Raw genomic sequence first — 24,961 nt, 5'->3', positions numbered from 1 at the left:
AACATGCTGCTATCACTACGTGAAAAAGAAAAGGCAGAAATGGGAACTTTCCACCTCTACCTTTTCACCGTTATTTTAATTTAGCAATCCGTTTCTCCATCTCTTTTTGCGTCATCGGTCCAATGAACTTATCTTGAATGACACCTTTCGTATCTATAAAATACGAAGTTGGGATCGTAATTACTTTATAGGCTGTCGTTACATCAATATTCTTGTCCAATAAAATAGGAAAAGTAATTCCTTTTTCCTTAGCAAAATTACTTACCTTTTCTACGCCCCCACCTTTTTCTGAAGGTGTATAATTTATTGCTAAAATTTCTACGTTTTCTTTATGTTCTTTATAGAAAGCCTCCATATCAGGCATTTCTTGCTGACAAGGTCCACACCACGTTGCCCAAAAGTTTACAATCACTTTCTTTCCTTTTAAATCCGATAACTTTACATTCGTTCCATCTAACTTCATTAATATAAAGTCCGGAGCACTCTTCCCTATTTCAATACCATTACTTGCAATCATCTCTTTCATAGCAGCTTCACTTTTTTCTTGCTTCCCTTGTACCACCTGATCGTTTTTACCAAACTGTTCATACGCTGCATATCCGGCTAAACAAAGTAACACTACAATAATCGTAAACTTCCGCCACATTTTATATCACCCTAACGTGTTTGTCTTCTTATAACTTAATTAACAAAATACTATATATCTTATTTTAGCTTATACGGACGAGCTTGGAAATATTCACAGTCGAAATAATCGGAATATTTGTAATTTAAATGAAATATTTACCTTTATATCATATAATTAGAAATATATACAAAGACTGCGAGGTGATATGTATTTTACAATTGCTAATTAACCCTTTCACTTTCGTTTTTTTCACTTTACCATTACTATGTATTTGTTTGAGCAGTTTGCTATACAAATTTAAATGGGCTGCTATTATTATTTCTTTTACTGTCCCGTTTATATTTTTCATTATCGTTTCTGAATTTGACATACACCTAGCTTTACAAAGCTTTGATACTTGGATCATTTTTAGTGCTGTTTATTCTGTACTTTCCTACATAACGGCAGCATTAATAAGAAGAAAACTCCACATATAGAAATTTCAAAAAGGAGGATGTTTTTATGAACTTATTTGAAAAAATACTATTATATATTCTTAGTTTTATATTTTCCCCAATCGGCATTATTACTTGGATCATCTCGCTCTTCAGTAAAGATCCTGAAAAAAGGCAAGTGGGACGTATTTGCCTCTATATCGCTTTAATCTCATTTATCCTATTAGCCGGCCTTGGTTTTCTTAGTTTCTTCACGACGACTATGACTACCACTACTATACAGTAGTTATAGAAAGGATGATTATTTTGGGAGAACATCCTATAAGTAAAGAACTTCGTTATATACGGATATGTTTAGTTGTTTTAGTAATTGTTCTTTTATTTTTCAATAGTAAAAAAGTCGTTGAAATTTCTACAAATCATGATTCTACAGAAAATGTTTCGACCAGTAATATGACACAGATTGCTGAAAATACATTCGCTATTCAAGAATATAACCCCTCTCTAAGTAGCGAACATACGGTCAAAATTTTCAAATATAATCCAGATACAAACCAACTTACTCTGGTGAAAGAGTTTGACGCTAACGATACTGAGTCTTATACGTATCAACTTAATACGAGTGAATAAAGATAAGAGCACTATGTCGCTCTTATCTTTTTATTAACATCTTTTTGAAAAATGACTTATATGTTAATAATTCTCTAGGGTCCCCACATTCCACAACAATTCCATTATTCATGACAACAACCCGATCCGCTATCATCGCCCTCTCGACATCATGTGTTGCCACAATTTTCGTGACATCTCTTCCTAATCCTTCTATCATATCCCAAACAGTTTCTTGATTGCTCGGATCTAATCCCGCAGTCGGTTCATCTAACATAATAAGATTCGGATTTGAACCTATTGCTCGCAATAATGCAAGACGTTTTCTTTCTCCTCCCGAAAACTCTTCACCGCTTTTATGTAGTACAGTTTGAATCCCTTCTGATAAATCTCTAATAATTGGCTTCACATTAACAAGTTCCATATTTTTTTCTAACTGGTTTTCTAAATACACTTCCCCGAAATACATATTCTCTATTACTGTCGTTCGGAAAAATCGAGGTTCTTGCCACACTGTCGTCATACGAGCCTCATTACCATGATAAACAATGCTACCGTTTGATGGTTTATACAACCCTGTCATTAATTTTAAAAGCGTTGTTTTTCCTGCACCACTTTCTCCTATAATAATAACGAGTTCACCAGGATGAATTTGCAAATCGATATTCTTAATTCTGCATTTTTCTCCATCACTTTCCTGAAATGAAACATTTGTTACCGTCATCCCCATCGCTCTTTCTACCTTACTATCTGCCACTCTTTTATCTAAAAATGAAAAAACTCTATTTGCCGAAGCGACTGCAACTTGTGTCATCATTAATAAATCGCCAACGTAACGAACTGGAAAAAAGAGCATTTCAATTGTAGCTAATACCGCAACAAGTGAGCCAACTTCCATTTCCCCCTTCATTATTTTCTGCGTACCCATAATGAGAACAACGATATATGCTCCTGTTTCAATCATTGTTCCAACTACTCCAATACAATGTTGCATCATCGTCTTCTTTACTTCTGTTTTATAAGATTGTGCCGTTACTCCTTTAAATAAGCACATGGCCCACTTTTCTTTTTGCAAACTACGTAAATCTTGTGCTCCTTTTACAAACTGTGAAACCATCTCTACAACACTTGATTGATCGCTTTGAGCAATGCTTGCAATATTTCTTACCTTTTTCCCCATCAACATCGGAACCGTTGCACTTAAAAATAAAAACGGAGTTACCCATAATATGAACATGATATCTATATGTTGTAGTGCTATGAACGCACCTATAAATTGCGCAATGGCGTGAATATATTCTATTAATATAGAACCATATAACCTAATCCAATTCGGAATATCAGACACAACTAACGTCTCTAACTCTCCTTGTTTAATTTTCTCACTCTCTTCAAACGATAATGAGAAAAAATGGCGTAATACATCTATACGCTTCTTTCGCAATATTCGTTGACTTGCTTTGGAGCTTATATAATCAAATGAAAGATTGTTCACCCACATCAGCATGCGACTAACTGTAAACAAAGTAATGTAAAAATACACCTCCTTTAACTCCCGTTGAATAAGGTTATCTACAATTAATCCCATTAAAATCGGTCTAGATAAGTTTAAAATAGCTGCGAAGGATCCACTGCATACAGCTGCTATTACTAACATTTTTTCTTTCTGTAACGGTAACAATATTCTTTTATATTTTTTCATGACCTTTCCTCCATTTTTTAAAGTAAAAAGAAAGGGATGAAACCAAATGGTTTCATCCCTTTTCATAAAATAAGGAAGCTAACAGTTGTTAGCTTCCTTATCGTTCATTTCAATTATTTAGTTCGACACTTTAGACTCTTCAATTTTCTCACGAAGAACCATTTGTAAGATACCACCGTGACGGTAGTAGTCAATTTCAACTTCACTATCGAAACGAGCTACTACTTCAAATTGTTTTTCGTTGCCATCTGCATCAGTTGCAACTACTTTTACAAGATCGCGTGGTCTAACTGTTTTGTCAATTTGAATTTCAAATGACTCGTTACCAACAAGACCTAATGTTTCAGCGCTTTCGCCATCTTTAAATTGAAGTGGTAACACACCCATTAACACTAAGTTACTGCGGTGAATACGTTCGAAGCTTTCTGCGATTACTGCTTTAATACCTAATAAGTTTGTACCTTTCGCAGCCCAGTCACGAGAACTTCCCATACCGTAATCTTTACCAGCAACAACTAGAAGGCCTGTGCCCTCTTCTTTATATTTCATAGCAGCATCATAGATAGATGTTACTTCACCAGTTGGCCAATGTGTTGTATATCCGCCTTCTGTTCCTGGTGCGATTTGGTTTTTAATACGGATGTTCGCGAATGTACCACGCATCATAACTTCATGGTTACCACGACGAGAACCGTAAGAGTTGAAGTCAACTGGTTGTACGCCGTTTTCTAATAAGTAACGTCCAGCTGGCGTGTGCTTACCGATTGAACCTGCTGGTGAAATGTGGTCTGTCGTTACAGAATCACCAAATTTACCAACTATGCGTAAGCCTGATAACGTTTCAACTTCACCTGGCTCTTTTGATAAACCTTCAAAGAATGGTGGGTTTTGAATATAAGTTGAATCATTATCCCAAGTATATAGAGCTTCATTTGAAGTTTGGATTTCGTTCCAACGCTCATTGCTGTTAAATACTTGTGCATATTCTTTCTTGAACAGTTCAGATGTAACAACACTTTGAACTACATCTTCAATTTCTTTAGCTGATGGCCAAATATCGTTGAAGTATACAGCATTGCCATTTGCATCTTTACCGATTTCATCATTTTTCAGGTCAATATCAACAGTACCTGCAAGTGCATATGCCACAACAAGTGGTGGTGATGCTAAGTAGTTTGCTTTTACAAGCGGGTGAATACGACCTTCAAAGTTACGGTTACCAGATAAAACAGATGTTACTAATAAATCGTTTGCTGCGATTGCTTCTTCTAATTCCTCTGCTAATGGACCAGAGTTACCGATACAAGTCGTACAGCCGTAACCAACTGTTTGGAAACCTAATTGATCTAAATATGTTGTTAAACCTGATTTATCTAAGTACTCAGTAACAACTTTAGATCCTGGTGCTAATGATGTTTTTACGTACTCAGGTACTACAAGTCCTTTTTCAATTGCTTTCTTCGCAACTAGACCTGCCCCAATTAATACGTATGGGTTTGATGTATTTGTACAGCTTGTAATTGCAGCGATTGCAATTGCACCTGTTTTCATCGTTACTTCTTTATCTTCTAATGTAACCTTCACTTCTTTATCGAACTCTTGCTCATTAAATCCAAGTCCTTGTGTTCCAACTGGTGCTACAACAGCTTTGTGGAACGCATCTTTCATATCTGAAAGTGGAATTAAATCTTGTGGGCGTTTCGGTCCAGAAAGGTTAGATTCAATTGTATTTAAATCAATTTCAACAAGATCAGTGTAAATTGGATCTTTGCTGTCCGCTGTATAGAATAAGCCGTTCGCTTTACAGTATTCTTCCACAACGCGAATTTGCTCTTCATCTCTACCTGTTAAACGTAAGTATTCTAATGAAATATCGTCGATTGGGAAGAATCCACAAGTTGCGCCATATTCTGGTGCCATGTTTGAAATTGTTGCACGGTCAGCTAAAGGCATGCTCTTTAGTCCATTACCGAAGAACTCAACGAATTTACCAACTACACCTTTTTGACGTAATACTTGTGTTACTTTTAATGCAACGTCTGTTGCTGTAGTACCACTTGGAAGTGTACCAGTTAATTTCACACCGATTACTTCAGGTACTGGGAAGTATGAAGGCTGTCCAAGCATTCCTGCTTCTGCTTCAATACCACCAACGCCCCATCCAAGAACGCCGATACCGTTAATCATTGTTGTATGTGAGTCTGTTCCAACTAATGAATCTGGGTATGCAACTAAGTCACCTTCAGCATTTTTCACAGCATGAACAACTGGTGCTAAATATTCAAGGTTTACTTGGTGTACAATACCTGTAGCTGGTGGAACTGCACGGTAGTTATCAAATGATTTTTGTGCCCAGCTTAAAAATTTATAACGTTCTTCATTACGTTTAAACTCTAAGTCCATGTTGAATGCAAGCGCGTCTGCCGTACCCGCTCTATCAACCTGTACAGAGTGGTCAATTACAAGGTCTACAGTAATTTCTGGATTAATTTTATCAGGATCCCCACCCATGTCTGCCATTGCTTTACGCAGCGAAGCCAAATCAACAACAGCTGGTACACCAGTGAAATCTTGTAAAATTACACGAGATGGTTTAAATGGAACATCGATATCTTGCACATCTTTCGTTCCCCATTTCGCTAAATTTGTAACATGCTCTTCTGTAATTACACGTCCGTCTACTTGACGAAGTACTGATTCAAGTAAAACTTTCACGGAATATGGTAATTGAGATACGTTGCCAACCCCTGCGTTTTCAAGCGCTTTCAAATCATAATAATGATACGTTTTTCCATCTAATTCAAAAGTTGCACGTGATTGAAATGGATTATGTTTGACCATTATGTTTCCCCCCTGTTAAACGTGACTAAGTTGTCTGAATATAAAATGTAGACAAACTTTTCAATACCTTACGATAATATCTTATTACAACTTTCTAAATAAGTAAATAATAAGAAACTTATAGATTATCATAAGTTTTCTTTATGTTTCTAAATTTGAATAATGTTCATGCTCCTTATGAATACTATTATCATAAAGTAAAGTGCTCTATTAGCGCTTTGCTTACAGTTCATACATACTATGAACTGCTTATCATTCAACACACAAAAAATGTTATAGAGGTGAAATAAAATGGGTAAAAGAAAAGCAAATCATACTATTTCAGGAATGAATGCGGCATCTGCACAAGGACAAGGTGCTGGTTTCAATGAAGAATTTGCAAACGAGCCTTTAACTCCAGCAGAGCGACAAAATAATAAGAAACGTAAAAAGAACCAGTAACGAAAAATCCCAAAAGGTCCATTTTCCTTTTGGGATTTTTTCTAATGTTTATAACGTAGTAATTCTGAAACCGTTACAAATCGATAGCCTTGTTTTTTCAACTCAGGTAAAATTTTTGCTAACGCTGCTACTGTTTGACTACGATCATTTCCTCCATCATGTAACAATACAATGTCTCCACTTTTAGCATTTTTCACTACATGATTTACAATGGATTCAACCCCTGGATTTGCCCAATCACGCGGGTCTTGATGCCACGACCATAGAACCGTTTGATAACCCGCTTCTTTCGCGGTTTTAAATACAGCATCGTTAATATATCCGCCAGGTGGACGGAACAACAAAGGTTCTTTCACCCATTTTTTAAAATATTTCTTCCCATCTAAAATATCATTTTCTAATTTTTCATCTGATGAATTACTCGCATACAAATGATTCATCGTATGATTTCCAATTTCATGACCCTCTTTTAACACTTCTTTCACTAAATATGGATTACGCTGCACTCGAAATCCAATCATAAAAAATGTCGCTTCTGCTTTATATTGACGTAATAAATGTAAAACTTGTGGTGTATAAGTTGGATCTGGTCCATCATCAAATGTAATGGCAATAATCTTTTCATTATTAGGTACTTCCCACGTTACATAGCCAGTTGGTTCTAGCTCTTTTCTGAGCAACATTTTCGCTTCCACTTTTTCAACTTGAAATATATGTACTGCGCATAATAAACAAAAAACGAATAGAAAAATCTTCTGTTTTAGCATAATGTTCGTCAAAGTAATAAGGTTGTCGAATACACAACAATCTCATTTACTTTTCTAATTGATCTACATTTCGCATAATGTTTTGGAGATTATTTTCGTATTGCTCAAGTTGTGGGCGTTGTGTTTCCGAAGCTACTTCTAATGCATTTTGAATTTGTTCATACGCTTCCTGAACCTCTTGGCGTAACTCTTTTAAATCATGACCGTAGTTTGGATCATTTTTCACAATGTTATTAAATGCGTTTTCTGCTTGTGTAACTCCTTGCTGCGCTGCTTGAAAAGCTTGTTGTTTATCTTTATGATATGGCACTATATAATCCCCTTTCCATAATAGTTAGTCCCATTTATCTTTACCTTTTTTTCTAAAAACATTCTCGTATAAATTTGCAAACTTCTCTCATTCTAAAGAGAAAGAGGAGGTGTCACCTACAATGGGAAAAAACAATCGTGAAGCAAAAGAAAAAAAAGGACAACCTGAACCATTAAGCGGATCTCATAAAGTAAAAAACCGTAACCATTCACGTCAAAAGAATCATGCACATCATGATATGTAAAACAAAAGGTTCACACTAGCTACCTTTGCCACATACAATGTTTATATTTTTCCATTTATTCTTCACCCCTACTTCATTCATGCATAACATAGTATGAATTGAGATTTTACGGAGGGTGTCTTACATGGGCAAGAAAAAGAAGGATTGTCTTTTTCATGTTGATGGTTTCGAAGAATGGATGGATCAATTTTGTTCTGATTCTTGTAGTAACTTTAGTTTTCCAAATCAAATTCATATTGACCTTTGTGAAACTGAACAAGAGTACATTTTGGAAACAGATGTACCAAATGTATCCGAACAAAATGTAGTTATTAAAAAGATGGAGACAGGCCTAAACATTTGTATACTTCATAATAATAGTTCTTTGCAGCGGATCATTCCTTTACCCGCTACTATTATTTATAAGAAGATGCTAGCCTGCTTAGAGAATGGATATTTAGCCATTCATATTTCGAAAAATGAAGTTGCTAATAGACATGAAGAAAAAGTTCTTTTTCAAATTGAGAATTAAAATAAAGTAAAACTTTAATCAATGGAAGTTTTACTGCCCGCAAATAGCGGGATAAATACAAAAATAAGCCCCAGCCGTCTACTGGGGCTTATTTCACTTCGCATGTAATTCTAAATTACAATTTTTATCATCTCTTTTTTTCAATAAACCTTTTGTAACTAAAAGTACAGGAAATGCTACAGTTGAAAATATAGCTAGCGCTGAAAAGACAATAAATCCATTTTGGTACCCGTAGTAATCGAGAAGTACCCCCCCAAGCCATGGACCAATTACTGCTCCAATTCCTGAAAATCCCATTGCTCCAAAATATGTGCCTTTTAAATGTGAAACAGCTATACCATCTATAAATACATCCGTCATTGAAAACATGAGAACTTCTCCAATTGTGAAAATAATTGTGCAAATGGCAGCACCTAGCGTAGATTCTACTATTCCAAACCCAAACAGTCCTCCGCTCACAAATAAAGTTCCAACCATAATGGATACTAACGGTGTATACTTTTTACACATTTGAATAACAGGGTATTGAATTACGACTACAACAATCGCATTTAAAGCTAACATATATGAAAATAATCTCACTCCATCCTGAAATATATGTGCATTTGCAAAATATTGAGATACTGTTGTCGTTAAGTGAGAAAAACCACAATTACTCAAAATAATACCGACTAAAGCAACTAAAAATACGACATCCTTTCGCAAAATACGAATTGCATTTAACATTGTGACAGGCTTTTCTGTATTTACTTTCTTTTTTTCAATTGGATACTTCTTAAATTGAAACGCTAATATAGCTGTATATAGAATGTATACTCCAGCTGCTACTAAAAACGGAATTGTTGATTTTGCGCTTCCAATTTGTAATCCGACAAGTGGGCCAATTGCTACTCCAACATTGATTGCACCGTAACGCAAATTATATACGAGTAAACGATACTCTGGTTTCGTTAAATCTGATAATAATGCTCTTGACGTCGGTTCAAAAAAGGACCTACATAATCCATTCAAAGCATTTAATAAAAAGAAACTTAAAACATGATCTGCAAGTGAAAAACCTATGAATACAAACACCCAAACGATCATGGACCATATTATAATCATATTTCGGCCGAACCGATCCGATAAATTCCCTCCGATAAAACTAGCAAATACTCCTACAAGTGCACTCGTTCCGATAATGGCACCTGTCATTCCAGCTGATACGCCTTTCACAGTCGTTAAATAAATTGCTAAAAAAGGAATGCTCATTGACGTGGCAAACCTCGCAAATAAAGTCCCTATTATAATTGTCATTCCTAACGGATGAATATTTTGCAACTTCCCCTTCATCTAAAAAACCTACTCTCCCTGTTCTTACATGAAAAAAGAAAGCAAAGGATCTGCTTTCTTTTCCCTTTTTATACTTGAGCTGTTGATACTCGAGTTGTTCTCGTTATATCCATATCTATGCCATATGTAAACTGTAATTCTTTACAAACATCTTTAATTAAAATTGCGACATTGTATTTCTCATTAAATTGTAAAACGATACTTTCTACTTCTTCATATGTATACTTATATTCCCCTGTAATGACACTTTTTAGATCAAAGCATTCATTTATACAAAGTTGCACAAGTAGCTGGTCATATTTCTCTATTACATCTTCTTTCTTCCACAGTACCTCTTTTACGTATAACCGATCGAACTTCACACTTTCTCGATTACAGTCCGTTAAAATCCGGGTCATTTCATTTAATTCTCGATACAATTCAGAAATATTTTTGCTTAAACTAAGTAGTTTATCTACGCCGTTTTCATATAACATATTCATTCCACCCCCGCATTTTCTTTTTCTTATTATAGCAAGAAAATTCTAAAAATAGTTTCTTTCTTCTGAAATATTAGGAAACTAATTTCAATTGCTTTACAATGAAACTATTGAACACGAAAGGGGAAAGAAAATTGAAGCAAAAATTATATTACACTGACACTTATAAGAAAGACTTTACTACTAAAATTATAAAGCAAGATTATGATAAAGACGGTAACTTATACGTTGTTTTAAACGAAACAGCATTTTATCCGACAGGTGGCGGGCAGCCCCATGATACTGGAACTTTAAATGGCATTGCAATAACCAATGTTGAAGAAGTCGATGAAGAAATCCGCCACTTCATTACAGAACAATTACATACAGAAGAAGTTGAAGGTAAAATCAATTGGGAGCGCCGTTTTGATCATATGCAGCAACATGCAGCTCAGCACATTTTATCCGCTGCTTTTTGGGACCATTTTAACATACCTACAATTGGATTCCATCTTGGTAAAGAGACGGTAACAATTGATTTAGAAACAGAAAATCTGCATGCAGAAACAGTTGAAAAAGCAGTACAAATTGCAAACAAAATTGTTTTTGAAAACCATCCAATCCGCATCCAGTGGATGAACTTAGAAGAAGCGAAAACGTTGCCCCTTCGTAAAGAACCGACTTTAACAGAAAATATACGTGTTGTTATAATTGAAAACTTCGACTACAACGGCTGTGGCGGAACACATCCGAAATATACAGGTGAAGTAGGTCCTATTCAAGTATTAGGATGGGAGCGCAATAAAGGCGGCATACGATTAACGTTTATAGCTGGCTGGCGCACACTAAAACTTATGGGGCAACAGCAACAAATTATAAAAAATGTTTCTAAGCAATTAAACAGTAGCGAGAATGATATTCCAGCAAAAGTATCACAACTTCTTACTTCCCAAAAAGAAAACGAAAAAGCAATACAAACAATGAATGAAAAATTATTATATGCAGAGGCAAACGAATTACTTCAACAATCTTTAGAAATACATGCTGGCATACTTATTTCTAAAGTATTTACAAATCGTTCTATGCAAGAAATCGCAAAGCTTTCTGCTATTATTACAGAACAACAAGAGCATGCCCTTACATATTTCGTTATCGAAAATGATGACAAACTACAATGCATCCTCGCTTGCGGAAAAACAGTCACACTTGATATGAACGCACTTTTAAAAGACGCTCTTCCTGCTATTGAAGGAAAAGGTGGCGGAAATAAAAAGAGTGCGCGCGGCGGCGGAAAAGCGGTTATGACCGGAGAAGAGTTTTTAAATCAACTTGTTTCTTCTTTACAGTCAGCGGTGTGAAATATTTTTGCGAAGGATAGCTAATAGCTATCCTTCATCTATACTTACAGGCCTATATTTTGTTTCAATCCTTGATAACTCCCTGCATTTGCAAACCCTTCATTTACCAGTTTTATAAAAGTTTCCGAAAAACCATAATGACTTAATTCGTTAATTGGTACCATTTGCACATCATGAATCGGATTATGATCGAACTCGTTAGAAGGTAGCGTAATTTCACCTTCAATCTTTTCAAGCAGAAACGTAATATGTAATAAAGATGGACTAGCATCTGGTTTATCACAAACATAGAGTAGCTTCTGAATTTTAGCTTCTAATCCTGTTTCTTCTCTCATTTCTCGAATCATCGCTTCTTCTAACATTTCACCATTCTCTATCCTTCCTCCAGGTAAAGACCAATCGCGATTAGCAACTTTTTGCTTTACTAGCAATACTTTTTCATCTTCAATTAAAATTCCCGTAACACGAACTTGCATTACATTTTCCATATGTAATCTCCTCTTCCTGCTATATTTACAAATTAATCCTTCCACAAAAAGAACGTACGTTTTATAATTAAAGAAAATTATGGAAGAAAGAAGTTGTTACATTCATGCGTCCAACTTTAACAAAATCTATATCACTTGAAGATTTCCAAAACTATTATTGGTTAAAAGCAGAACTCCAAACATTTTGTCGTGAGCATGGTTTGCCAGCTAGTGGCTCTAAGATTGAAATAACCGAGCGTATCTCACATTATTTACATACTGGTAAAATATTAAAAAACAGCTCTGATCAAAAAGAGAGTAAAGCTTCACTCTCTTATAAGGACCTTTCCCTTCAAACGATTATTACTAACAATCACCGCTGTAGCGAAGATGTTCGTGCTTTTTTCAAAGACAAAATTGGAGCAAACTTCCGCTTTACAGTAGCTCTTCAAAAGTTTTTTAAAGAGAATGTTGGAAAAACATATGAGGACGCGATAACGTTTTGGTATGAAGAAAACGAACGAAAAAAAGATCCTACTTATAAAACAACTATCAGCGCGCAGTTTGAATACAATCGTTTCACTCGCGACTTTTTCGAAGATCCAAATAATAAAGGAAAATCAAAAGCTGATGCTATCGCTGCTTGGAATGAAATAAAAGCAAAACCTGGTAGCAATGCTTATGTTCCTCAAAAAGTAGAAAACTAGTTCTTTTCTAGTCTTCTACTTTTTCAAATAATAGCGCTAACCCTATTCCACCACCAATTCCTAACGTCGCAATTCCATATTTCATATACTCTCTTTGCGCTTGATAAAACAAACGTGTTACAAGCATAGCACCAGATGCACCGTACGGATGACCGAGCGCAATTGCCCCGCCATTTACATTTAATTTTTCGAAAGGAATTTGTAACTCCTTTGCACAAGCTACAACTTTTGAGGCGAATGCCTCATTCATTTCAAAATAATCGATGTCTTCTATTTTCACATTCATTTCGTTTAATAATTTGTTCACCGCAAATATCGGCCCCGTCCCTGGAAGATTTGGATCCACTCCAACTACAGCACTACGGACGAAACGAAGAACAGGCTTGTATCCTAGTTTTCTGGCTTGTCCCTCTTCCATTACAAGAACGGCACATGCTCCATCATTTACACCGCACGAATTACCTGCCGTTACTGTACCATTTTGTAAAAATGCAGGCGTTGTTCTTTTAATCATTCTTTCATACTTCATTTCTCGTTTTATAGCTTCGTCAAAAGAGCCATTACACGTAAGTATTTCATCTTGTAAATATCCATTTTCTACTGCTTGCAGCGTCCGTTTATAACTAAGACAAGCGTATTCGTCTTGCATTTCTCGCGTTATTTTATAGCGCTCTGCAACATATTCAGCCGCTATCCCCATATTAGGATCTCCAATTGTTTCTGGTGAAAATCGCGCTCTATTTTGAAAAGGTGATGTACTTGTACTCTCTACTCCTCCTGCAATATAACAATTACCTGCCCCGCCTTGAATGAAATGACATGCGGTGCGAATCGCTTCCAATCCAGCACCACATTGCCGATCAATTGTTACACCAGGAATATGATAGCCAAGTCCTGCCTCTAAAGCAGATAATCTCGCAACATTCCCTCCTGGTCCAACAACATTCCCTAATATAACATCGTCTATCTCTCTCTCAATTCCTTTACTTAAAAACGTAAGAAGCGGCGCTGCTAATTGCTGAACTTCATAATCTTTTAACATCCCATTCTTCTTACCAATGGGCGTCCTTTTCGCTTCTACAATAACCGCTCTATTCATATATCTTCTCCCGGTTTTCAATCATATTTTTTGCTGCAATACGAGCGATTTTCCCGCTGTCTGTATACGGTATTTCATCTACAAAATGCCATTCTTTCGGTATTTTAAACGAGGATAATCGTTGTAAGCAAAAACTTTTTAATTGTTGCTTCGTAGCAATTCCTTTTACGATGGCGACAGGTTTTTCACCCCAATAACTATCTTTCACACCAACTACAACTATTTCATCAACAGCTGGATGTTCATGTAATACACTTTCTATTTCTTCTGGAAAAATATTAATTCCTCCAAATAAAATCATATTCTTCTCTCTGCCGACAATATAAATAAAGCCTTCTTCATCTTCATAACCTACATCTCGTACTGTCATCCAACCATCTGCAGTCAGCTCTGGAGCGAAAACCTGATCCAATATGTATCCCATAAAAAACTGATCACTTTTCACATAGACAGTTCCTATCTCGCCTTTCTGCACTTCTTCTCCTGCTTCATTACATATTCGAACTTGCACATTGTGACAAGGTTTCCCTACCGAATTTGGCCTTCTATCGCTCTCTTCATCAACTAGTGCTGTTACAAAACTTAGTTCCGATGCACCGTAAAATTCATATTTTTGCGCATAAGGAAATATATTCTTTATTTTTTCTTTTGCATCAGCCGCCCATTTCGCTCCTGACGAAATAATTTTCATTTCATTTTCTATTACTCTTTTTTCTTTATATAAAGATTCTAGCATTGTCGGAACTGTATACATGACCGAGATATGTTCCGTTTCTAACTTATCCAGTACTTGATTCGGGATAAACTTTCTCATAATATGCACCGTTTGCCCTACATATAATGCACTTATTGCACCATATAAGAAAAGAGAATGAACGAGCGTCCCAGCTATTAAAATAAAATCTTCTTTTTTCATATGAAAGTCATAAACATTACAATCAAAACTATGAACCCAAGATTGTTGTGCACGTAAAAATGCTTTTGCTTTTCCAGTTGATCCTGATGTAAACCCCATATAAAAAGGCGCATTTTGTACATTTTCTACAAGCTGGTATGTAGGAAGATAGTGCTCTATCTTTCTTTTCCACTCATCAATTTCTATTACTCTTCCTTCTTCACCAGGTAGATCATTTACCTTATATCGCTCTGTCACAATCACATCCGGATTACTGATTGCAATTCTTTCTTTGAGCTCACCCTGTTTCCACCTTATATCTAATGGCACACAAACCCATCCGGCCATAGCAGCACCAGCAAATAGTTGTAAAAATTCTATACTATTCTCTAATACAATTGCTATCGTTTTATTCTTCGATTCTTTTTCATTCAACCAATTTGCTACTTTACACACTGACTCAAACCATTCTTTATATGTTAAAATTCGATCATTTTCCTTTATCGCTATTTTATTTGATTGTATAGAGAGATGTTTTTTATATTCTTTTGTAATTCCCATATAAGTTGTCCTTTCTCTAAAAAATAATAAAAAGAAACACGCAATGAACGTGTTTCTTCTCCTTCTTATCCCGCATTTGTATATTTCCCACTCTTTAGAGCAGGCGTAATAATATGTTTCAATGAACGATGTAATTTCGTTACAAGAATTGCTCCTATAATCGCTTTTATGCAATCACCTGGTAAAAATACGAAACTTACTTTCATCGTCTGCCATATAGAAATATCCATTACGAAAGCTTGTACAATAATACCAAATACATAAACTACGAAAATACCACCAAGTATATTAATACATAATACCTTTATTATAGAAACCTCACGTAAACGCTCAATTAAATAACCAATGACAAACGCTCCAACGATATAACCTAGTAAATATCCTGCACTTGGCCCAACAAATACGCCTGGACCACCGCGTCCACCAGCAAGTAATGGTGCTCCAACTCCAACTATAAGTAAGAAAATAAGCTGACTTAACGCACCAAGACGTGATCCTAACAATCCACCAGCAAGCATAACACCGAGTGATTGTAATGTAATTGGAACTGGTGTAATAGCAAGAGCAATCGGAGGTATTAATCCTAACACTCCCATAATAGAACTAAATAAAGCGACGAAAACTAAGTTTTTTGTATTCATATTTGCTTCTCCTATTTGTAAACTTAAAATACTTTTCAGGTAACATATTATAGGAGTTATATTATCTTTCTATTTAGTCTTTGTCAACTTATTTTAAATATAGGTTTACAAATATTTTTTCAATTATTTCTCTTTATGCAAATGCTCAAGTTCTTTCCGAAGCGCCTGTTTTAAAAACTTCCCAACAGATGTTTTCGGTATTTCTTCCATAAATACAATATCGTCTGGTAACCACCACTTCGCAAACTGTGGTTTTAAAAACTCATATATTTCTTCTTTTGTTACTGTACTATTTTTCTTTTGAACGACGCAGGCAATTGGTCGCTCTTGCCACTGCGGATGAGGAACAGCAACGACAGCTGCTTCAAATATAGCATCATGTGCCATTAATGCATTTTCAAGGTCAACTGAAGAAATCCACTCACCTCCGCTTTTAATAACATCTTTCGTACGGTCAACAATTTTCACGCAGCCTTCCTCATCAACTGTAACAACATCACCAGTATATAACCAACCGTCTCGGAATCCTTCGACAGTACGATCATCGTTATAATAGCTTTCAGCGATCCAAGGTGCTCGTAAACATAACTCTCCCATCTCAGTACCATCCCACTTCACTTCACCGTTTGTACCGACTACTTTCATCTCTACACCAGGGACAAGATATCCTTGTTTTGAGCGGATTTCTAATTGCTCTTCATCTGATAATTCTGTTTCATAACTTTTTAAACGTGCAAGTGTTACGAGTGGGCTTGTTTCAGTCATACCATATGCATGTACGAAAGGAACATTATATTTTTGTTCAAATGCTTTAATAACGCTTTTCGGTGCAGCAGCACCACCGCATAATATTCTCGTTATACTAGATAAATCGTAACTATTATTTTCTAATTCTTGTAATACACCGAGCCAAATTGTCGGCACACCTGCTGCTATCGTTACTTTTTCAGCTTGAATCATCTCTAATAAAATTTTTGGCGTAAACATTGGTCCTGGCAGAACTTGTTTAGTTCCAAACCAAGTAGCAGCGAAAGGAAGTCCCCAAGCGTTCACATGGAACATCGGTACAATTGCCATCGCCGCATCACTTTCCGATAAAGCAGCTGTATCAGCTAAGCCGAGTGCCATACAATGCAATACAGTACTACGATGCGTATATACAACACCTTTTGGGTTTCCTGTAGTCGCTGACGTATAACACATACCAGCAGGTGTATTTTCATCAATATCTTTTACAAATTGAAAAGTTGGATCGCCTTCTTCTAATAGCTTTTCATAATGATATACAGGTTCTAGCGTAGTATTGGGAAGTTCATCTTTATCAGTCATAATAATGTAGGCTTGTACAGTTGATAATTGTGATTGAATATTTTCAACGAGTGGTACGAGATCTTCATCTATAAGTAGAATACGATCTTCTGCGTGCTGAATAATGTATGAAATATGTTGAGGAGATAAACGAATATTAATTGTGTGCAAAACAGAAGCAATACCAGGGATAGCAAAATATGCTTCCACATGTCGATGATGATTCCACGCTAACGTTCCTATACGCTCGCCTTCTTTAATTCCTAATTTTTTTAAAGAACTGGAAAGTCTTCTCGTCCTTTCACCCAACTGCTTATACGTTAACGTCGTAACTGTATCATGTGTCCGTGAAACAATTTCTTTCTTTGAAAACAGTTTTTCTGCTCTTTCCATCATAGAACTAATTGTTAGCGGTACATTCATCATCATATGGTTATATCCCCCTTTAAAACGTTTTCATTTTTCGTTTATTATAACAGACTTCTGTAAATAATTACGACATTTTTCTGTATTTTCTGAATTATTTCTTTGGAAATAATTCAGAACGATAAAAAACATGTTTTGAATACATTGATTCGAAACATGTTTTTTATTTTTTATAAACTATCTACCTTTTTCCTTACTTTCTTTTTCATTTTAAAAATAAAACGATTACTGTATTCCTTATTTTCTACTAAAATTCGATATATCTCCCACACTCCTACAACACGAACAAAAAGATAGACTCCAATTGCAATAAGTACAACACAGTACGGATAATACTGCACTAATTCTCCTGAAGTGATATGTTTTTCCTCAAACAAAAAAGGTATTGCGCCTGCGGCTATAAAACAAAATCCAACAATCATCACTGCAGCATACTTCTTCTTAATAATCGCATATCTTTTTGTCAATTCTTTTAGAAAGTTTTGATCAAATAGTAGTTCTTCCTTGTTCAATACATTGTATCGACTCTCTTCTATTGTTGCAGGTACCATCATTGATCCAATTCCAAGGACAGCAATGATAATGACAAGGAATGTGGACATTGTTGCATTTTCTTTAAATAATAAATACGGTATTGTAGATAAAATGAGCAAACTAAATCCTAACGCAATATATTTAGAAATTTTTTGCCCATACACTATATACCCTTCTGCCATTTCCTGACTTACATAATAACCCTCCACATTTTCATTACTTTGCTCTGCAGTTTCTTTTAATAAATAGTCTAGTGATACTTCAAAAACATTTCCAATCATTATTAACTTTTCAGTTTCAGGAAAACCTTGACCGTTTTCCCATTTACTAACCGCTTGCCTTGTTGTGTTTAATTTTTCAGCTAATGCTTCTTGAGAAAGGCCCTTTTCCTTTCTTAATTTAAAAAGCTTTTCACCAAATCCCATATGTGTGTCCCCCTTTGTTTTCTTACCTAAATTGTATGTAAACATTACCCTTATCTCTATCTTCCTGCGGTTGCACTTTGTCAACTTACGGTTGCGATTGTGTTAAATAGCAGTTTTGTATACGATTTAGCTAGTTTTCTTTTATGATTATGGTGCGAATAAAAACACTTTATCTCAATAATCAATTATAACGATTAAAGGTAATTTTTGTTATAAAATTATAAAAACTCCCTTATTTATTTAAAGGAGTTTTCGATATAAAGTATTCCAAGAGGACTATTTTTCTTCCTTATATTGATTCACAATTTCTTCTATACATTTTTGTATGTCATATAGCGACAGTATATGTTGTTATCTCCTTATATAAGGCATATTCATATATATGTAAAATATTACTCCCATTAACTTCCATAATAAAAACACTTCTCAATGATCATAACGGCTTCTGCTTAAACTTTTCATAATGTCGTACTTTTAATAAAAGGATATTCCCGCAATCTGTACAAATATAAGCATCTACTGGTGAAGATGTGAACATCGTCTCCTTTTTCCGTATTTGTGCATATCCGACAAACTCACCTTCCCCTATGTTTTGAGAACCACAATTAGAGCATGTCTGCACGTCTTTCTGTTTCATGAGAGCACCACCTTTAATCTGTTTTCACTCCCTTCGACAATTCACTTCCATTTCCCTTCCAAAAAACCTCTTATTCTCTTACATTTCAACAGGAATCTCAGAACAAACATCGTATATGTACTATGAAATATATTAATTAACGGAGGAATTTTATGAGTACAATTATGACGCTCAATACAGCACAAGAAATAGAAAACGCAGAAATACATATGCTCTCTTCTAGACTAAAAGCATTACAAGCGTTAGCTAAAAATCCAATGCAAATACAAATAAAAAAATTCGGGAACGCCACTGCCTTTTCATCAAAAGTAATTGCTGGTCCGACTTTTAACACCGTAAAAGGTACTACATTTACAAATACAGATAAGATAGATGAAATCATCTCTTATTATCAATCGCTACAAATCCCATGTCGGTTTGAAATTACACCCGCTCAAGGTACAGCTGAATTATTTCAATACTTATCTCAAAAAGGATTTTACCAATCCAGCTTCCATACCGCTTTATATAGTATACTGAGAGAAGATCCATCCCTGCTTCCTTCTAACATTTCAGTACGTCCACTGAAAGAAAATGAATTTCATATTTTTGCAGACATATATGTACGTGGATTTAACATGCCATCCTTTACAAAAGATGGCGTCCATCAAAATAACGAAATTCTCTACAATAAACCCGGCTGGCATTTTTTCATAGCCGAATTTCAAAACACTCCTGCTAGTATAGGGGTTCTCTATATAAATAACAGTGTTGCTTCATTAGCTGCATCTGCTACTTTGCCAGAATTTCAACGTAAAGGCTGTCATACTGCATTAATTCAAAAACGAATTGAAACAGCTATTGAATCCAATTGTAATTTAATAGTTGGACAAGCAAGGTTCGGTAGCAGCAGTCAAAATAATATGGAACGTGCCCATATGAAAATTGCTTATACAAAATCAATATGGACTACAAAAGAAATATAATTAACATTCCTTCTTCTTGCATTACAATCTTATACATTCTATGACAATTCCTTTTCTATCCCATTAATCATTTGAATATTCAAACTAGATTTGTTACGATATTACTAGATACATCATTCAACTTGCAATATGAAAAGTGAATTCTAATCAAACTACAAGGAGGAGAAGTGTATGACTAAGCATGATCATGGTTTAAAAGAAAAAGTAGAAGGTGCTATTGATAAAGTAAAAGGCGAAGTAAAAGAAGTTGTTGGGAAAATAACTGACAATAAAAAATTACAAGCTGAAGGAAAATGGGATAAAGTGAAAGGCACTGCTAAAGATACTGTCGGTAATGTAAAAGAGAAAGTTAATGAATATAAGGAACATAAATAATAAAAAACACGTTAGATGCATTTTCATCTAACGTGTTTTCATTTCACTTTATATACATAAGTTACTAAATATTATACGATATATTTTTATTTCTCTATACTCTTTGTAAGTGATTCTTTAAAAGCATTTCTATTCCACACAGCAAAAACAATAAGAGAAATAATAAAGAATATAACAAGACATATACCCAAATAATCAAAATTAACTACCTGTATGAGATTCCAAAACGGTCCCTGTAAATTATAGCTTTCAATAAGCATAGATAATAGTTGATAACCGCCTATTAAAAAAGCCGTTATAACAGATATTGAGGTAATTAATACATTATATGAATTTCTTATTCGACTATTTTCCATTGCCCACTTATAATTCGTATTCATGAATGTACTATCTAATGTATCCATCAATGACATTCCTGCAGCAAACAAGATAGGAAAAGCAAATATACTTACAAGTGGAATAGATTGACTTGTTGCAGTTACTGTAGAAAGAGCAATTAATCCAATTTCACTTGCTGTATCAAAACCAAGCCCAAATAAAAAACCGATCATATACAATTGCTTCTGACTATCAATAAACGTAAATAAGCGCTGCGTGAAACGGTATATAAATCCTAAGTTTTCTGGCTGTTTGTCCTCTTGGCTTCGTAACACTTTAATAAGGTACAACAGATTGGTAAGACCAATAATAATAAGGAATGTACTAGAAACAATTGTACCGATAATACCGCCTATAGTTGAAAAACTCTCCATTCCATGTTTTGCCGTTTTTCCAATTAAAGCAATTAATACAATCATCACAAATACTACTGTAGAGTGTCCTAATGAGAAGTAAAATCCCACCCCCTGTGAGTTTTTACCTTTTTCAATTAATTTCCGGACAGTATTATCAATTGCGACAATATGATCACTATCAAACGCATGACGCAATCCTAAAGAATATGCAATAATAGCCATTCCGATTATGCTATTTCCTTTATACAATGCAGGTAATAATAAGAGAATTCCAAGCACATGAAGAAATATAATAATAACAAAAAAGTTAGTTGCTTTTTTCAGTTCACTTTTCCACATAGTTACTAACCCTTTCTACTTTAAATTGAATACTCTTGAAGAAGAAAAGCGCCATAATAAAAATTAAAATCGTTATAATAGTTGCTAAAACAATCACAAAATTATTTAACACGTCTGTATGATTTGTAAGTGTTAACAGAGCTGGTACTGTTGCAGTAATCCAGGATTCAACGAAGCAAACAATTCCTACATAAATATGAATCTTCTTTTTCAACCCATCTTGCAGGAAAAATAAAAACCAAAGGAATGCCCAAAAGAACCAAATTATTGTACTTTGTAGGCTTCCACTCTCATGTAATTGATTCACTATTCCCATAACCGTTGCAATGATAGCAACCCAAAGGGAATAGTAACCTACACCTGAAGAATCAAGTTTTAGTATATTCGTAAGGCCAACATATAAATAAGTAAAACCAAATAAAAAGATAGTTCCATTAGATAGGATAGTCCACACATCGGATTGACTTCCGGTAAATAATAAATATAATGGTGTCAAAGTTTGTAGTGCCCCTACAAATAAATTAAAGTACCCTACACTTTTGCTATCAATGAGTTTAAAAGCTGCTAGTGAATTCATAAATAGAACTGCACCGACAAATAATAATCCCACATTAGTCATAGTATCCCCTTCTCCTACTTAATATTTTCGATAGGATGTTAATTCTTCATGCAGACAATTTTCTCTAACAAAACGATGACACTGAAAAAATATAGACTCCATATCCTCTGTATTATGACTAAGTATGCGTATAACAAAGCCTTTACATGGTGTTGAAGATATTCCAATTTTCATATTGGCAGTGTTAGAAAGCAATGTTTTCAATGCTGCAATTAAATCATTTGTAATGTTCTCATTAATAACTATGAAAGTACCATAATGGGAATATTGATTTAATATTCCCATTTGATCTAACGACTCCTTGAAAGGGTTTAGCAATAGATGATCGTATACTACAAGTTTATTTTCCATATATATTTTTGTTAGCGAATCAAAATATTGGTATGTGAACTTCTCCATATTTGGCGACCAACCAGGCGTAACTGAATCGCATAAAATCAATGTAGAATTATTTTGCATATATATATTTGTCTTTTGCTTATATGCTGCATCTTTGTACATAATTAACGTGTCTGGTAGATATTCCATAACAGCATTCTCACCAATATAAAAATTCAATTCTTGCAAAGCATAACTATTCGGAGTCTTGTAAACTTTCGTTGCTGATTGGCTTGTTATAAATGTTTTCGCATCTTTACCAACATTTATATTTATAGAATAGAAATCTCCTTTTAAATAGCCCCCACCAGAATTCATAATATAGTAATATGCCCTACCATACTCGTCCAAATATATTGGCTGCGTTACTTTTAAGGCATCTTTATGATAAACCTTAATAGGTACGGTTTTATGTCTCTTTTCCATCACATCAATGTTTAAAACACCTGTAGGGGATTTCATTTTTTCAATCCTTCTAACATAATGTTTTGTCGCATCCAATTTATTAATTCTTGTAAACCTTCCTCATCCTTCAAATTTGTAAAAAAGTATGGTTTATTATGTCGGTAATTTTTCGTATCCTGCTCCATAACTCCAAGATCAGCCCCTACATAAGGTGCCAAATCTGTTTTATTAATCACAAATACATCAGATTTGATCATTCCTTGTCCACCTTTACGCGGAATCTTTTCTCCCTGTGCCACATCAATAATATAAATTGAGAAATCCACTAGTTCCGGACTAAATGTAGCAGCTAAATTATCACCCCCACTTTCAATAAAAATAATATCTAAATTATTATGTCTAATCATGAGTTCTTCAATTGCTTCAAAATTCATAGAAGCGTCCTCTCGAATTGCTGTATGCGGGCACCCCCCTGTCTCTACACCAATAATTCTATCTTCTGGTAAAACACCTGTTTTCAATAAGATCTTTGCATCTTCTTTCGTATAAATATCGTTTGTAATTGCTGCAATTTCATAATCTGTATTTAGATGTTTTGTTAACTTTTCAACTAACATTGTTTTCCCAGCACCTACCGGGCCACCGATACCAATTTTAATAGGCTTTATCATTTTATTTTTCCTCCCTATGACATGAAGACCCTTACATTTACATCTTCATGTTGCATTTGATTTATTTCGAATTCAGGATCATTCAATCCAAAATCCTCTAATGAAAGTATTTGAATTCTATCAATAGATTCACAGATCAATTCATGGCATTCTTGTAATAGTTTTTGACCATCTGTTTGTCCAAGGGGAATGGCTCTCACACCGTTTTGAATTATATTTCCAACACTTGAATATAAGAAAACTAAGAGCGTTTCTTCTATTGTCATTTTCAATTCCGCACCTAATATTCCATATACGATACTCGGATGACCTTGTAATTTATTACCCATAATATTTTCTTTATATATATTTAAGTTTTCAAATAAAAACAATTCACACAATAATTTAGAAGTACTTTTACTAATCATTCTATTTGCTTTTCTACATTCAAAAGGCAATGTTTGTGCTGTTATTAAATCATCTAAAAATGTAATTTGTTCTCCCTCATTATTCTTAATAGCTTCGTAAGTATATTTGCAAATTAAGCCGTCCGTGTATGTTAATTGCACTTTTACATATCGATTAATCCATTTGAAAAATCCGGCTTTATTTGAAACTTGTCCCTCTTGAATAAACGTTTCTAATCCAAAAGAGTGACTAAAACTTCCTGTTGGGAAGTTCGAATCACTAATTTGTAGTAGGTTAAATATGTTTGTGTGAAGCATGCTTGAACGGTTTTGGTAATACTCTATTTTCTTTTTGATAAGGAACACCTTCCTTTTTAAGTAAATCTTCTACTAAGTAGTCATTCGCCAAAATCATGCACCCTTCATCGAATTGTGCTGGTAAATGTCTATTCCCTAAGTTATGAGCAATGATCCCCATTTCTTTTATTGATATTGGAGTAATTACAATTACCTCTTCTGGTAATACTTCAATATATACAATTCTATTTTCATCTTCATATAAAATATCACCGTTCTTTAATGTTTCTCCACTATCTAAAGACACCCCAATTTCAAAACCAGATTCTGAATATAATTTCTGAACCCTCTTCAGTAAAAGCTCACTAGAAATCAATATTTTATCAAGATGCTTTTTTGTATTTGAGAAATCATTCATATTGCATACGTTGTTATTAATTTTTTCAATAATCATTTT

General features: G+C 34.7%; 29 protein-coding genes. 9 read left to right on the top strand and 20 right to left on the bottom strand.

Features of this window, described 5'->3' with window-relative positions; all coding sequences use genetic code 11:
• Positions 1-70: 70 nt before the first annotated feature.
• Positions 71-646: a TlpA family protein disulfide reductase gene (locus MR115_RS15125; protein WP_242241836.1), complete on the bottom strand. Its 576-nt coding sequence runs from the start codon at positions 644-646 to the stop codon at positions 71-73.
• 483 nt (positions 647-1,129) lie between these two features.
• Between MR115_RS15125 and MR115_RS15120 the strand changes: the two genes are divergently transcribed.
• On the top strand, positions 1,130-1,348 hold the full coding sequence (locus MR115_RS15120) for a hypothetical protein (RefSeq protein WP_242241835.1): 219 nt from the start codon (positions 1,130-1,132) through the stop codon (positions 1,346-1,348).
• 11 nt (positions 1,349-1,359) lie between these two features.
• A complete protein-coding gene (locus MR115_RS15115) occupies positions 1,360-1,692 on the top strand; it encodes a YmzC family protein (RefSeq protein ID WP_242241834.1) in 333 nt (110 codons plus the stop codon).
• Positions 1,693-1,714: 22 nt separating this feature from the next.
• Here the strand turns inward: MR115_RS15115 and MR115_RS15110 are convergent, their stop codons facing one another.
• The gene (locus MR115_RS15110; protein ID WP_242241833.1) at positions 1,715-3,373 is read right to left on the bottom strand and encodes an ABC transporter ATP-binding protein; all 1,659 of its coding nucleotides are present in this window, start codon (positions 3,371-3,373) and stop codon (positions 1,715-1,717) included.
• A gap of 117 nt (positions 3,374-3,490) precedes the next feature.
• Entirely contained in the window at positions 3,491-6,214 is a 2,724-nt protein-coding gene (acnA, locus tag MR115_RS15105; RefSeq protein ID WP_063262466.1) for an aconitate hydratase AcnA, read from the bottom strand.
• Positions 6,215-6,505: 291 nt separating this feature from the next.
• On the opposite strand from acnA, the gene sspO reads away from it, so the two are divergent.
• Positions 6,506-6,655: an acid-soluble spore protein SspO gene (gene sspO, locus MR115_RS15100; protein WP_063262465.1), complete on the top strand. Its 150-nt coding sequence runs from the start codon at positions 6,506-6,508 to the stop codon at positions 6,653-6,655.
• Between the two features lie 41 nt (positions 6,656-6,696).
• Here the strand turns inward: sspO and pdaB are convergent, their stop codons facing one another.
• Together pdaB and MR115_RS15090 are read right to left on the bottom strand one after the other, a co-directional pair.
• Positions 6,697-7,422 carry a polysaccharide deacetylase family sporulation protein PdaB gene (pdaB, locus tag MR115_RS15095; protein WP_098374097.1) on the bottom strand — a complete coding sequence of 242 codons (726 nt, stop codon included), beginning with the start codon at positions 7,420-7,422 and terminating at the stop codon, positions 6,697-6,699.
• Between the two features lie 46 nt (positions 7,423-7,468).
• Complete coding sequence (locus MR115_RS15090; protein ID WP_001146295.1) at positions 7,469-7,732, bottom strand: hypothetical protein; 264 nt, start codon at positions 7,730-7,732, stop codon at positions 7,469-7,471.
• Positions 7,733-7,853: 121 nt separating this feature from the next.
• Here MR115_RS15090 and MR115_RS15085 point away from each other — a divergent pair, with 121 nt between their 5' ends.
• Together MR115_RS15085 and MR115_RS15080 are read left to right on the top strand one after the other, a co-directional pair.
• A complete protein-coding gene (locus MR115_RS15085; protein WP_000517650.1) occupies positions 7,854-7,976 on the top strand; it encodes a small acid-soluble spore protein P in 123 nt (40 codons plus the stop codon).
• 124 nt (positions 7,977-8,100) lie between these two features.
• The gene (locus MR115_RS15080; protein ID WP_242241832.1) at positions 8,101-8,487 is read left to right on the top strand and encodes an Hsp20/alpha crystallin family protein; all 387 of its coding nucleotides are present in this window, start codon (positions 8,101-8,103) and stop codon (positions 8,485-8,487) included.
• A 93-nt stretch (positions 8,488-8,580) separates the two neighbouring features.
• Here the strand turns inward: MR115_RS15080 and MR115_RS15075 are convergent, their stop codons facing one another.
• Positions 8,581-9,819, bottom strand: coding sequence for an MDR family MFS transporter (locus MR115_RS15075; RefSeq protein WP_242241831.1), 1,239 nt, complete (start codon positions 9,817-9,819; stop codon positions 8,581-8,583).
• Positions 9,820-9,887: 68 nt separating this feature from the next.
• Positions 9,888-10,295 (bottom strand): hypothetical protein, encoded by a 408-nt coding sequence (locus tag MR115_RS15070; protein ID WP_141435042.1) that lies wholly within the window; start codon positions 10,293-10,295, stop codon positions 9,888-9,890.
• A gap of 137 nt (positions 10,296-10,432) precedes the next feature.
• Here MR115_RS15070 and MR115_RS15065 point away from each other — a divergent pair, with 137 nt between their 5' ends.
• Positions 10,433-11,635 carry an alanyl-tRNA editing protein gene (locus tag MR115_RS15065; RefSeq protein ID WP_162937144.1) on the top strand — a complete coding sequence of 401 codons (1,203 nt, stop codon included), beginning with the start codon at positions 10,433-10,435 and terminating at the stop codon, positions 11,633-11,635.
• A gap of 44 nt (positions 11,636-11,679) precedes the next feature.
• Here the strand turns inward: MR115_RS15065 and MR115_RS15060 are convergent, their stop codons facing one another.
• Positions 11,680-12,123, bottom strand: coding sequence for an NUDIX hydrolase (locus tag MR115_RS15060; RefSeq protein WP_242241830.1), 444 nt, complete (start codon positions 12,121-12,123; stop codon positions 11,680-11,682).
• A 104-nt stretch (positions 12,124-12,227) separates the two neighbouring features.
• On the opposite strand from MR115_RS15060, the gene MR115_RS15055 reads away from it, so the two are divergent.
• The gene (locus MR115_RS15055; RefSeq protein WP_242241829.1) at positions 12,228-12,809 is read left to right on the top strand and encodes a DUF6434 domain-containing protein; all 582 of its coding nucleotides are present in this window, start codon (positions 12,228-12,230) and stop codon (positions 12,807-12,809) included.
• 7 nt (positions 12,810-12,816) lie between these two features.
• On the opposite strand, the gene MR115_RS15050 is transcribed toward MR115_RS15055, so the two are convergent.
• From MR115_RS15050 to MR115_RS15025, 6 genes are all read right to left on the bottom strand, one after another.
• On the bottom strand, positions 12,817-13,908 hold the full coding sequence (locus MR115_RS15050) for an acetyl-CoA C-acyltransferase (RefSeq protein WP_242241828.1): 1,092 nt from the start codon (positions 13,906-13,908) through the stop codon (positions 12,817-12,819).
• Positions 13,901-15,364 carry an acyl-CoA synthetase gene (locus MR115_RS15045; RefSeq protein WP_242241827.1) on the bottom strand — a complete coding sequence of 488 codons (1,464 nt, stop codon included), beginning with the start codon at positions 15,362-15,364 and terminating at the stop codon, positions 13,901-13,903. Before MR115_RS15045 ends, MR115_RS15050 begins: the two co-directional genes overlap by 8 nt.
• Positions 15,365-15,429: 65 nt before the next feature.
• Positions 15,430-16,005 carry a biotin transporter BioY gene (locus tag MR115_RS15040; RefSeq protein WP_242241826.1) on the bottom strand — a complete coding sequence of 192 codons (576 nt, stop codon included), beginning with the start codon at positions 16,003-16,005 and terminating at the stop codon, positions 15,430-15,432.
• A gap of 123 nt (positions 16,006-16,128) precedes the next feature.
• Positions 16,129-17,742, bottom strand: a complete 1,614-nt coding sequence (locus tag MR115_RS15035) for a long-chain fatty acid--CoA ligase (RefSeq protein WP_242241825.1) — start codon at positions 17,740-17,742, stop codon at positions 16,129-16,131.
• A 167-nt stretch (positions 17,743-17,909) separates the two neighbouring features.
• Positions 17,910-18,698, bottom strand: a complete 789-nt coding sequence (locus MR115_RS15030) for a helix-turn-helix domain-containing protein (RefSeq protein ID WP_242241824.1) — start codon at positions 18,696-18,698, stop codon at positions 17,910-17,912.
• Between the two features lie 433 nt (positions 18,699-19,131).
• Positions 19,132-19,335 (bottom strand): hypothetical protein, encoded by a 204-nt coding sequence (locus MR115_RS15025; RefSeq protein WP_000810209.1) that lies wholly within the window; start codon positions 19,333-19,335, stop codon positions 19,132-19,134.
• Positions 19,336-19,487: 152 nt separating this feature from the next.
• On the opposite strand from MR115_RS15025, the gene MR115_RS15020 reads away from it, so the two are divergent.
• A complete protein-coding gene (locus tag MR115_RS15020) occupies positions 19,488-20,300 on the top strand; it encodes a GNAT family N-acetyltransferase (RefSeq protein ID WP_242241823.1) in 813 nt (270 codons plus the stop codon).
• Between the two features lie 171 nt (positions 20,301-20,471).
• On the top strand, positions 20,472-20,675 hold the full coding sequence (locus MR115_RS15015) for a CsbD family protein (protein ID WP_242241822.1): 204 nt from the start codon (positions 20,472-20,474) through the stop codon (positions 20,673-20,675).
• A gap of 86 nt (positions 20,676-20,761) precedes the next feature.
• On the opposite strand, the gene MR115_RS15010 is transcribed toward MR115_RS15015, so the two are convergent.
• From MR115_RS15010 to MR115_RS14985, 6 genes are read right to left on the bottom strand one after another with little or no spacing between them, the layout of a single operon-like run.
• The gene (locus MR115_RS15010; RefSeq protein ID WP_242241821.1) at positions 20,762-21,748 is read right to left on the bottom strand and encodes a HoxN/HupN/NixA family nickel/cobalt transporter; all 987 of its coding nucleotides are present in this window, start codon (positions 21,746-21,748) and stop codon (positions 20,762-20,764) included.
• Positions 21,735-22,367, bottom strand: coding sequence for an AmiS/UreI family transporter (locus MR115_RS15005; protein ID WP_242241820.1), 633 nt, complete (start codon positions 22,365-22,367; stop codon positions 21,735-21,737). Before MR115_RS15005 ends, MR115_RS15010 begins: the two co-directional genes overlap by 14 nt.
• An 18-nt stretch (positions 22,368-22,385) precedes the next feature.
• Positions 22,386-23,207: an urease accessory protein UreD gene (locus tag MR115_RS15000; protein WP_242241819.1), complete on the bottom strand. Its 822-nt coding sequence runs from the start codon at positions 23,205-23,207 to the stop codon at positions 22,386-22,388.
• Entirely contained in the window at positions 23,204-23,821 is a 618-nt protein-coding gene (ureG, locus tag MR115_RS14995; protein WP_000594925.1) for an urease accessory protein UreG, read from the bottom strand. The genes MR115_RS15000 and ureG overlap by 4 nt, the downstream gene beginning before the upstream one ends.
• A gap of 14 nt (positions 23,822-23,835) precedes the next feature.
• A complete protein-coding gene (locus tag MR115_RS14990; RefSeq protein ID WP_242241818.1) occupies positions 23,836-24,525 on the bottom strand; it encodes an urease accessory protein UreF in 690 nt (229 codons plus the stop codon).
• A complete protein-coding gene (locus MR115_RS14985; RefSeq protein ID WP_131934775.1) occupies positions 24,503-24,958 on the bottom strand; it encodes an urease accessory protein UreE in 456 nt (151 codons plus the stop codon). The genes MR115_RS14990 and MR115_RS14985 overlap by 23 nt, the downstream gene beginning before the upstream one ends.
• Positions 24,959-24,961 lie beyond the last annotated feature (3 nt).

This window comes from Bacillus cereus group sp. BfR-BA-01309 (genome assembly GCF_022664315.1).
Lineage (GTDB): Bacteria > Bacillota > Bacilli > Bacillales > Bacillaceae_G > Bacillus_A > Bacillus_A mobilis.
Note: the sequence above shows the minus strand (reverse complement) of the source record. Positions and strands in the feature narration are given on the sequence as shown.

What these genes read in the sequence shown, in the direction of transcription:
- MR115_RS15125 (WP_242241836.1), bottom strand. Translation starts at nt 646, where the DNA reads ATGTGGCGGAAGTTTACGATTATTGTAGTGTTACTTTGTTTAGCCGGA.
- MR115_RS15120 (WP_242241835.1), top strand. Translation starts at nt 1,130, where the DNA reads ATGAACTTATTTGAAAAAATACTATTATATATTCTTAGTTTTATATTT.
- MR115_RS15115 (WP_242241834.1), top strand. Translation starts at nt 1,360, where the DNA reads ATGATTATTTTGGGAGAACATCCTATAAGTAAAGAACTTCGTTATATA.
- MR115_RS15110 (WP_242241833.1), bottom strand. Translation starts at nt 3,373, where the DNA reads ATGAAAAAATATAAAAGAATATTGTTACCGTTACAGAAAGAAAAAATG.
- acnA (WP_063262466.1), bottom strand. Translation starts at nt 6,214, where the DNA reads ATGGTCAAACATAATCCATTTCAATCACGTGCAACTTTTGAATTAGAT.
- sspO (WP_063262465.1), top strand. Translation starts at nt 6,506, where the DNA reads ATGGGTAAAAGAAAAGCAAATCATACTATTTCAGGAATGAATGCGGCA.
- pdaB (WP_098374097.1), bottom strand. Translation starts at nt 7,422, where the DNA reads ATGCTAAAACAGAAGATTTTTCTATTCGTTTTTTGTTTATTATGCGCA.
- MR115_RS15085 (WP_000517650.1), top strand. Translation starts at nt 7,854, where the DNA reads ATGGGAAAAAACAATCGTGAAGCAAAAGAAAAAAAAGGACAACCTGAA.
- MR115_RS15080 (WP_242241832.1), top strand. Translation starts at nt 8,101, where the DNA reads ATGGGCAAGAAAAAGAAGGATTGTCTTTTTCATGTTGATGGTTTCGAA.
- MR115_RS15075 (WP_242241831.1), bottom strand. Translation starts at nt 9,819, where the DNA reads ATGAAGGGGAAGTTGCAAAATATTCATCCGTTAGGAATGACAATTATA.
- MR115_RS15070 (WP_141435042.1), bottom strand. Translation starts at nt 10,295, where the DNA reads ATGTTATATGAAAACGGCGTAGATAAACTACTTAGTTTAAGCAAAAAT.
- MR115_RS15060 (WP_242241830.1), bottom strand. Translation starts at nt 12,123, where the DNA reads ATGGAAAATGTAATGCAAGTTCGTGTTACGGGAATTTTAATTGAAGAT.
- MR115_RS15055 (WP_242241829.1), top strand. Translation starts at nt 12,228, where the DNA reads ATGCGTCCAACTTTAACAAAATCTATATCACTTGAAGATTTCCAAAAC.
- MR115_RS15050 (WP_242241828.1), bottom strand. Translation starts at nt 13,908, where the DNA reads ATGAATAGAGCGGTTATTGTAGAAGCGAAAAGGACGCCCATTGGTAAG.
- MR115_RS15045 (WP_242241827.1), bottom strand. Translation starts at nt 15,364, where the DNA reads ATGGGAATTACAAAAGAATATAAAAAACATCTCTCTATACAATCAAAT.
- MR115_RS15040 (WP_242241826.1), bottom strand. Translation starts at nt 16,005, where the DNA reads ATGAATACAAAAAACTTAGTTTTCGTCGCTTTATTTAGTTCTATTATG.
- MR115_RS15035 (WP_242241825.1), bottom strand. Translation starts at nt 17,742, where the DNA reads ATGATGATGAATGTACCGCTAACAATTAGTTCTATGATGGAAAGAGCA.
- MR115_RS15030 (WP_242241824.1), bottom strand. Translation starts at nt 18,698, where the DNA reads ATGGGATTTGGTGAAAAGCTTTTTAAATTAAGAAAGGAAAAGGGCCTT.
- MR115_RS15025 (WP_000810209.1), bottom strand. Translation starts at nt 19,335, where the DNA reads ATGAAACAGAAAGACGTGCAGACATGCTCTAATTGTGGTTCTCAAAAC.
- MR115_RS15020 (WP_242241823.1), top strand. Translation starts at nt 19,488, where the DNA reads ATGAGTACAATTATGACGCTCAATACAGCACAAGAAATAGAAAACGCA.
- MR115_RS15015 (WP_242241822.1), top strand. Translation starts at nt 20,472, where the DNA reads ATGACTAAGCATGATCATGGTTTAAAAGAAAAAGTAGAAGGTGCTATT.
- MR115_RS15010 (WP_242241821.1), bottom strand. Translation starts at nt 21,748, where the DNA reads ATGTGGAAAAGTGAACTGAAAAAAGCAACTAACTTTTTTGTTATTATT.
- MR115_RS15005 (WP_242241820.1), bottom strand. Translation starts at nt 22,367, where the DNA reads ATGACTAATGTGGGATTATTATTTGTCGGTGCAGTTCTATTTATGAAT.
- MR115_RS15000 (WP_242241819.1), bottom strand. Translation starts at nt 23,207, where the DNA reads ATGAAATCCCCTACAGGTGTTTTAAACATTGATGTGATGGAAAAGAGA.
- ureG (WP_000594925.1), bottom strand. Translation starts at nt 23,821, where the DNA reads ATGATAAAGCCTATTAAAATTGGTATCGGTGGCCCGGTAGGTGCTGGG.
- MR115_RS14990 (WP_242241818.1), bottom strand. Translation starts at nt 24,525, where the DNA reads ATGCTTCACACAAACATATTTAACCTACTACAAATTAGTGATTCGAAC.
- MR115_RS14985 (WP_131934775.1), bottom strand. Translation starts at nt 24,958, where the DNA reads ATGATTATTGAAAAAATTAATAACAACGTATGCAATATGAATGATTTC.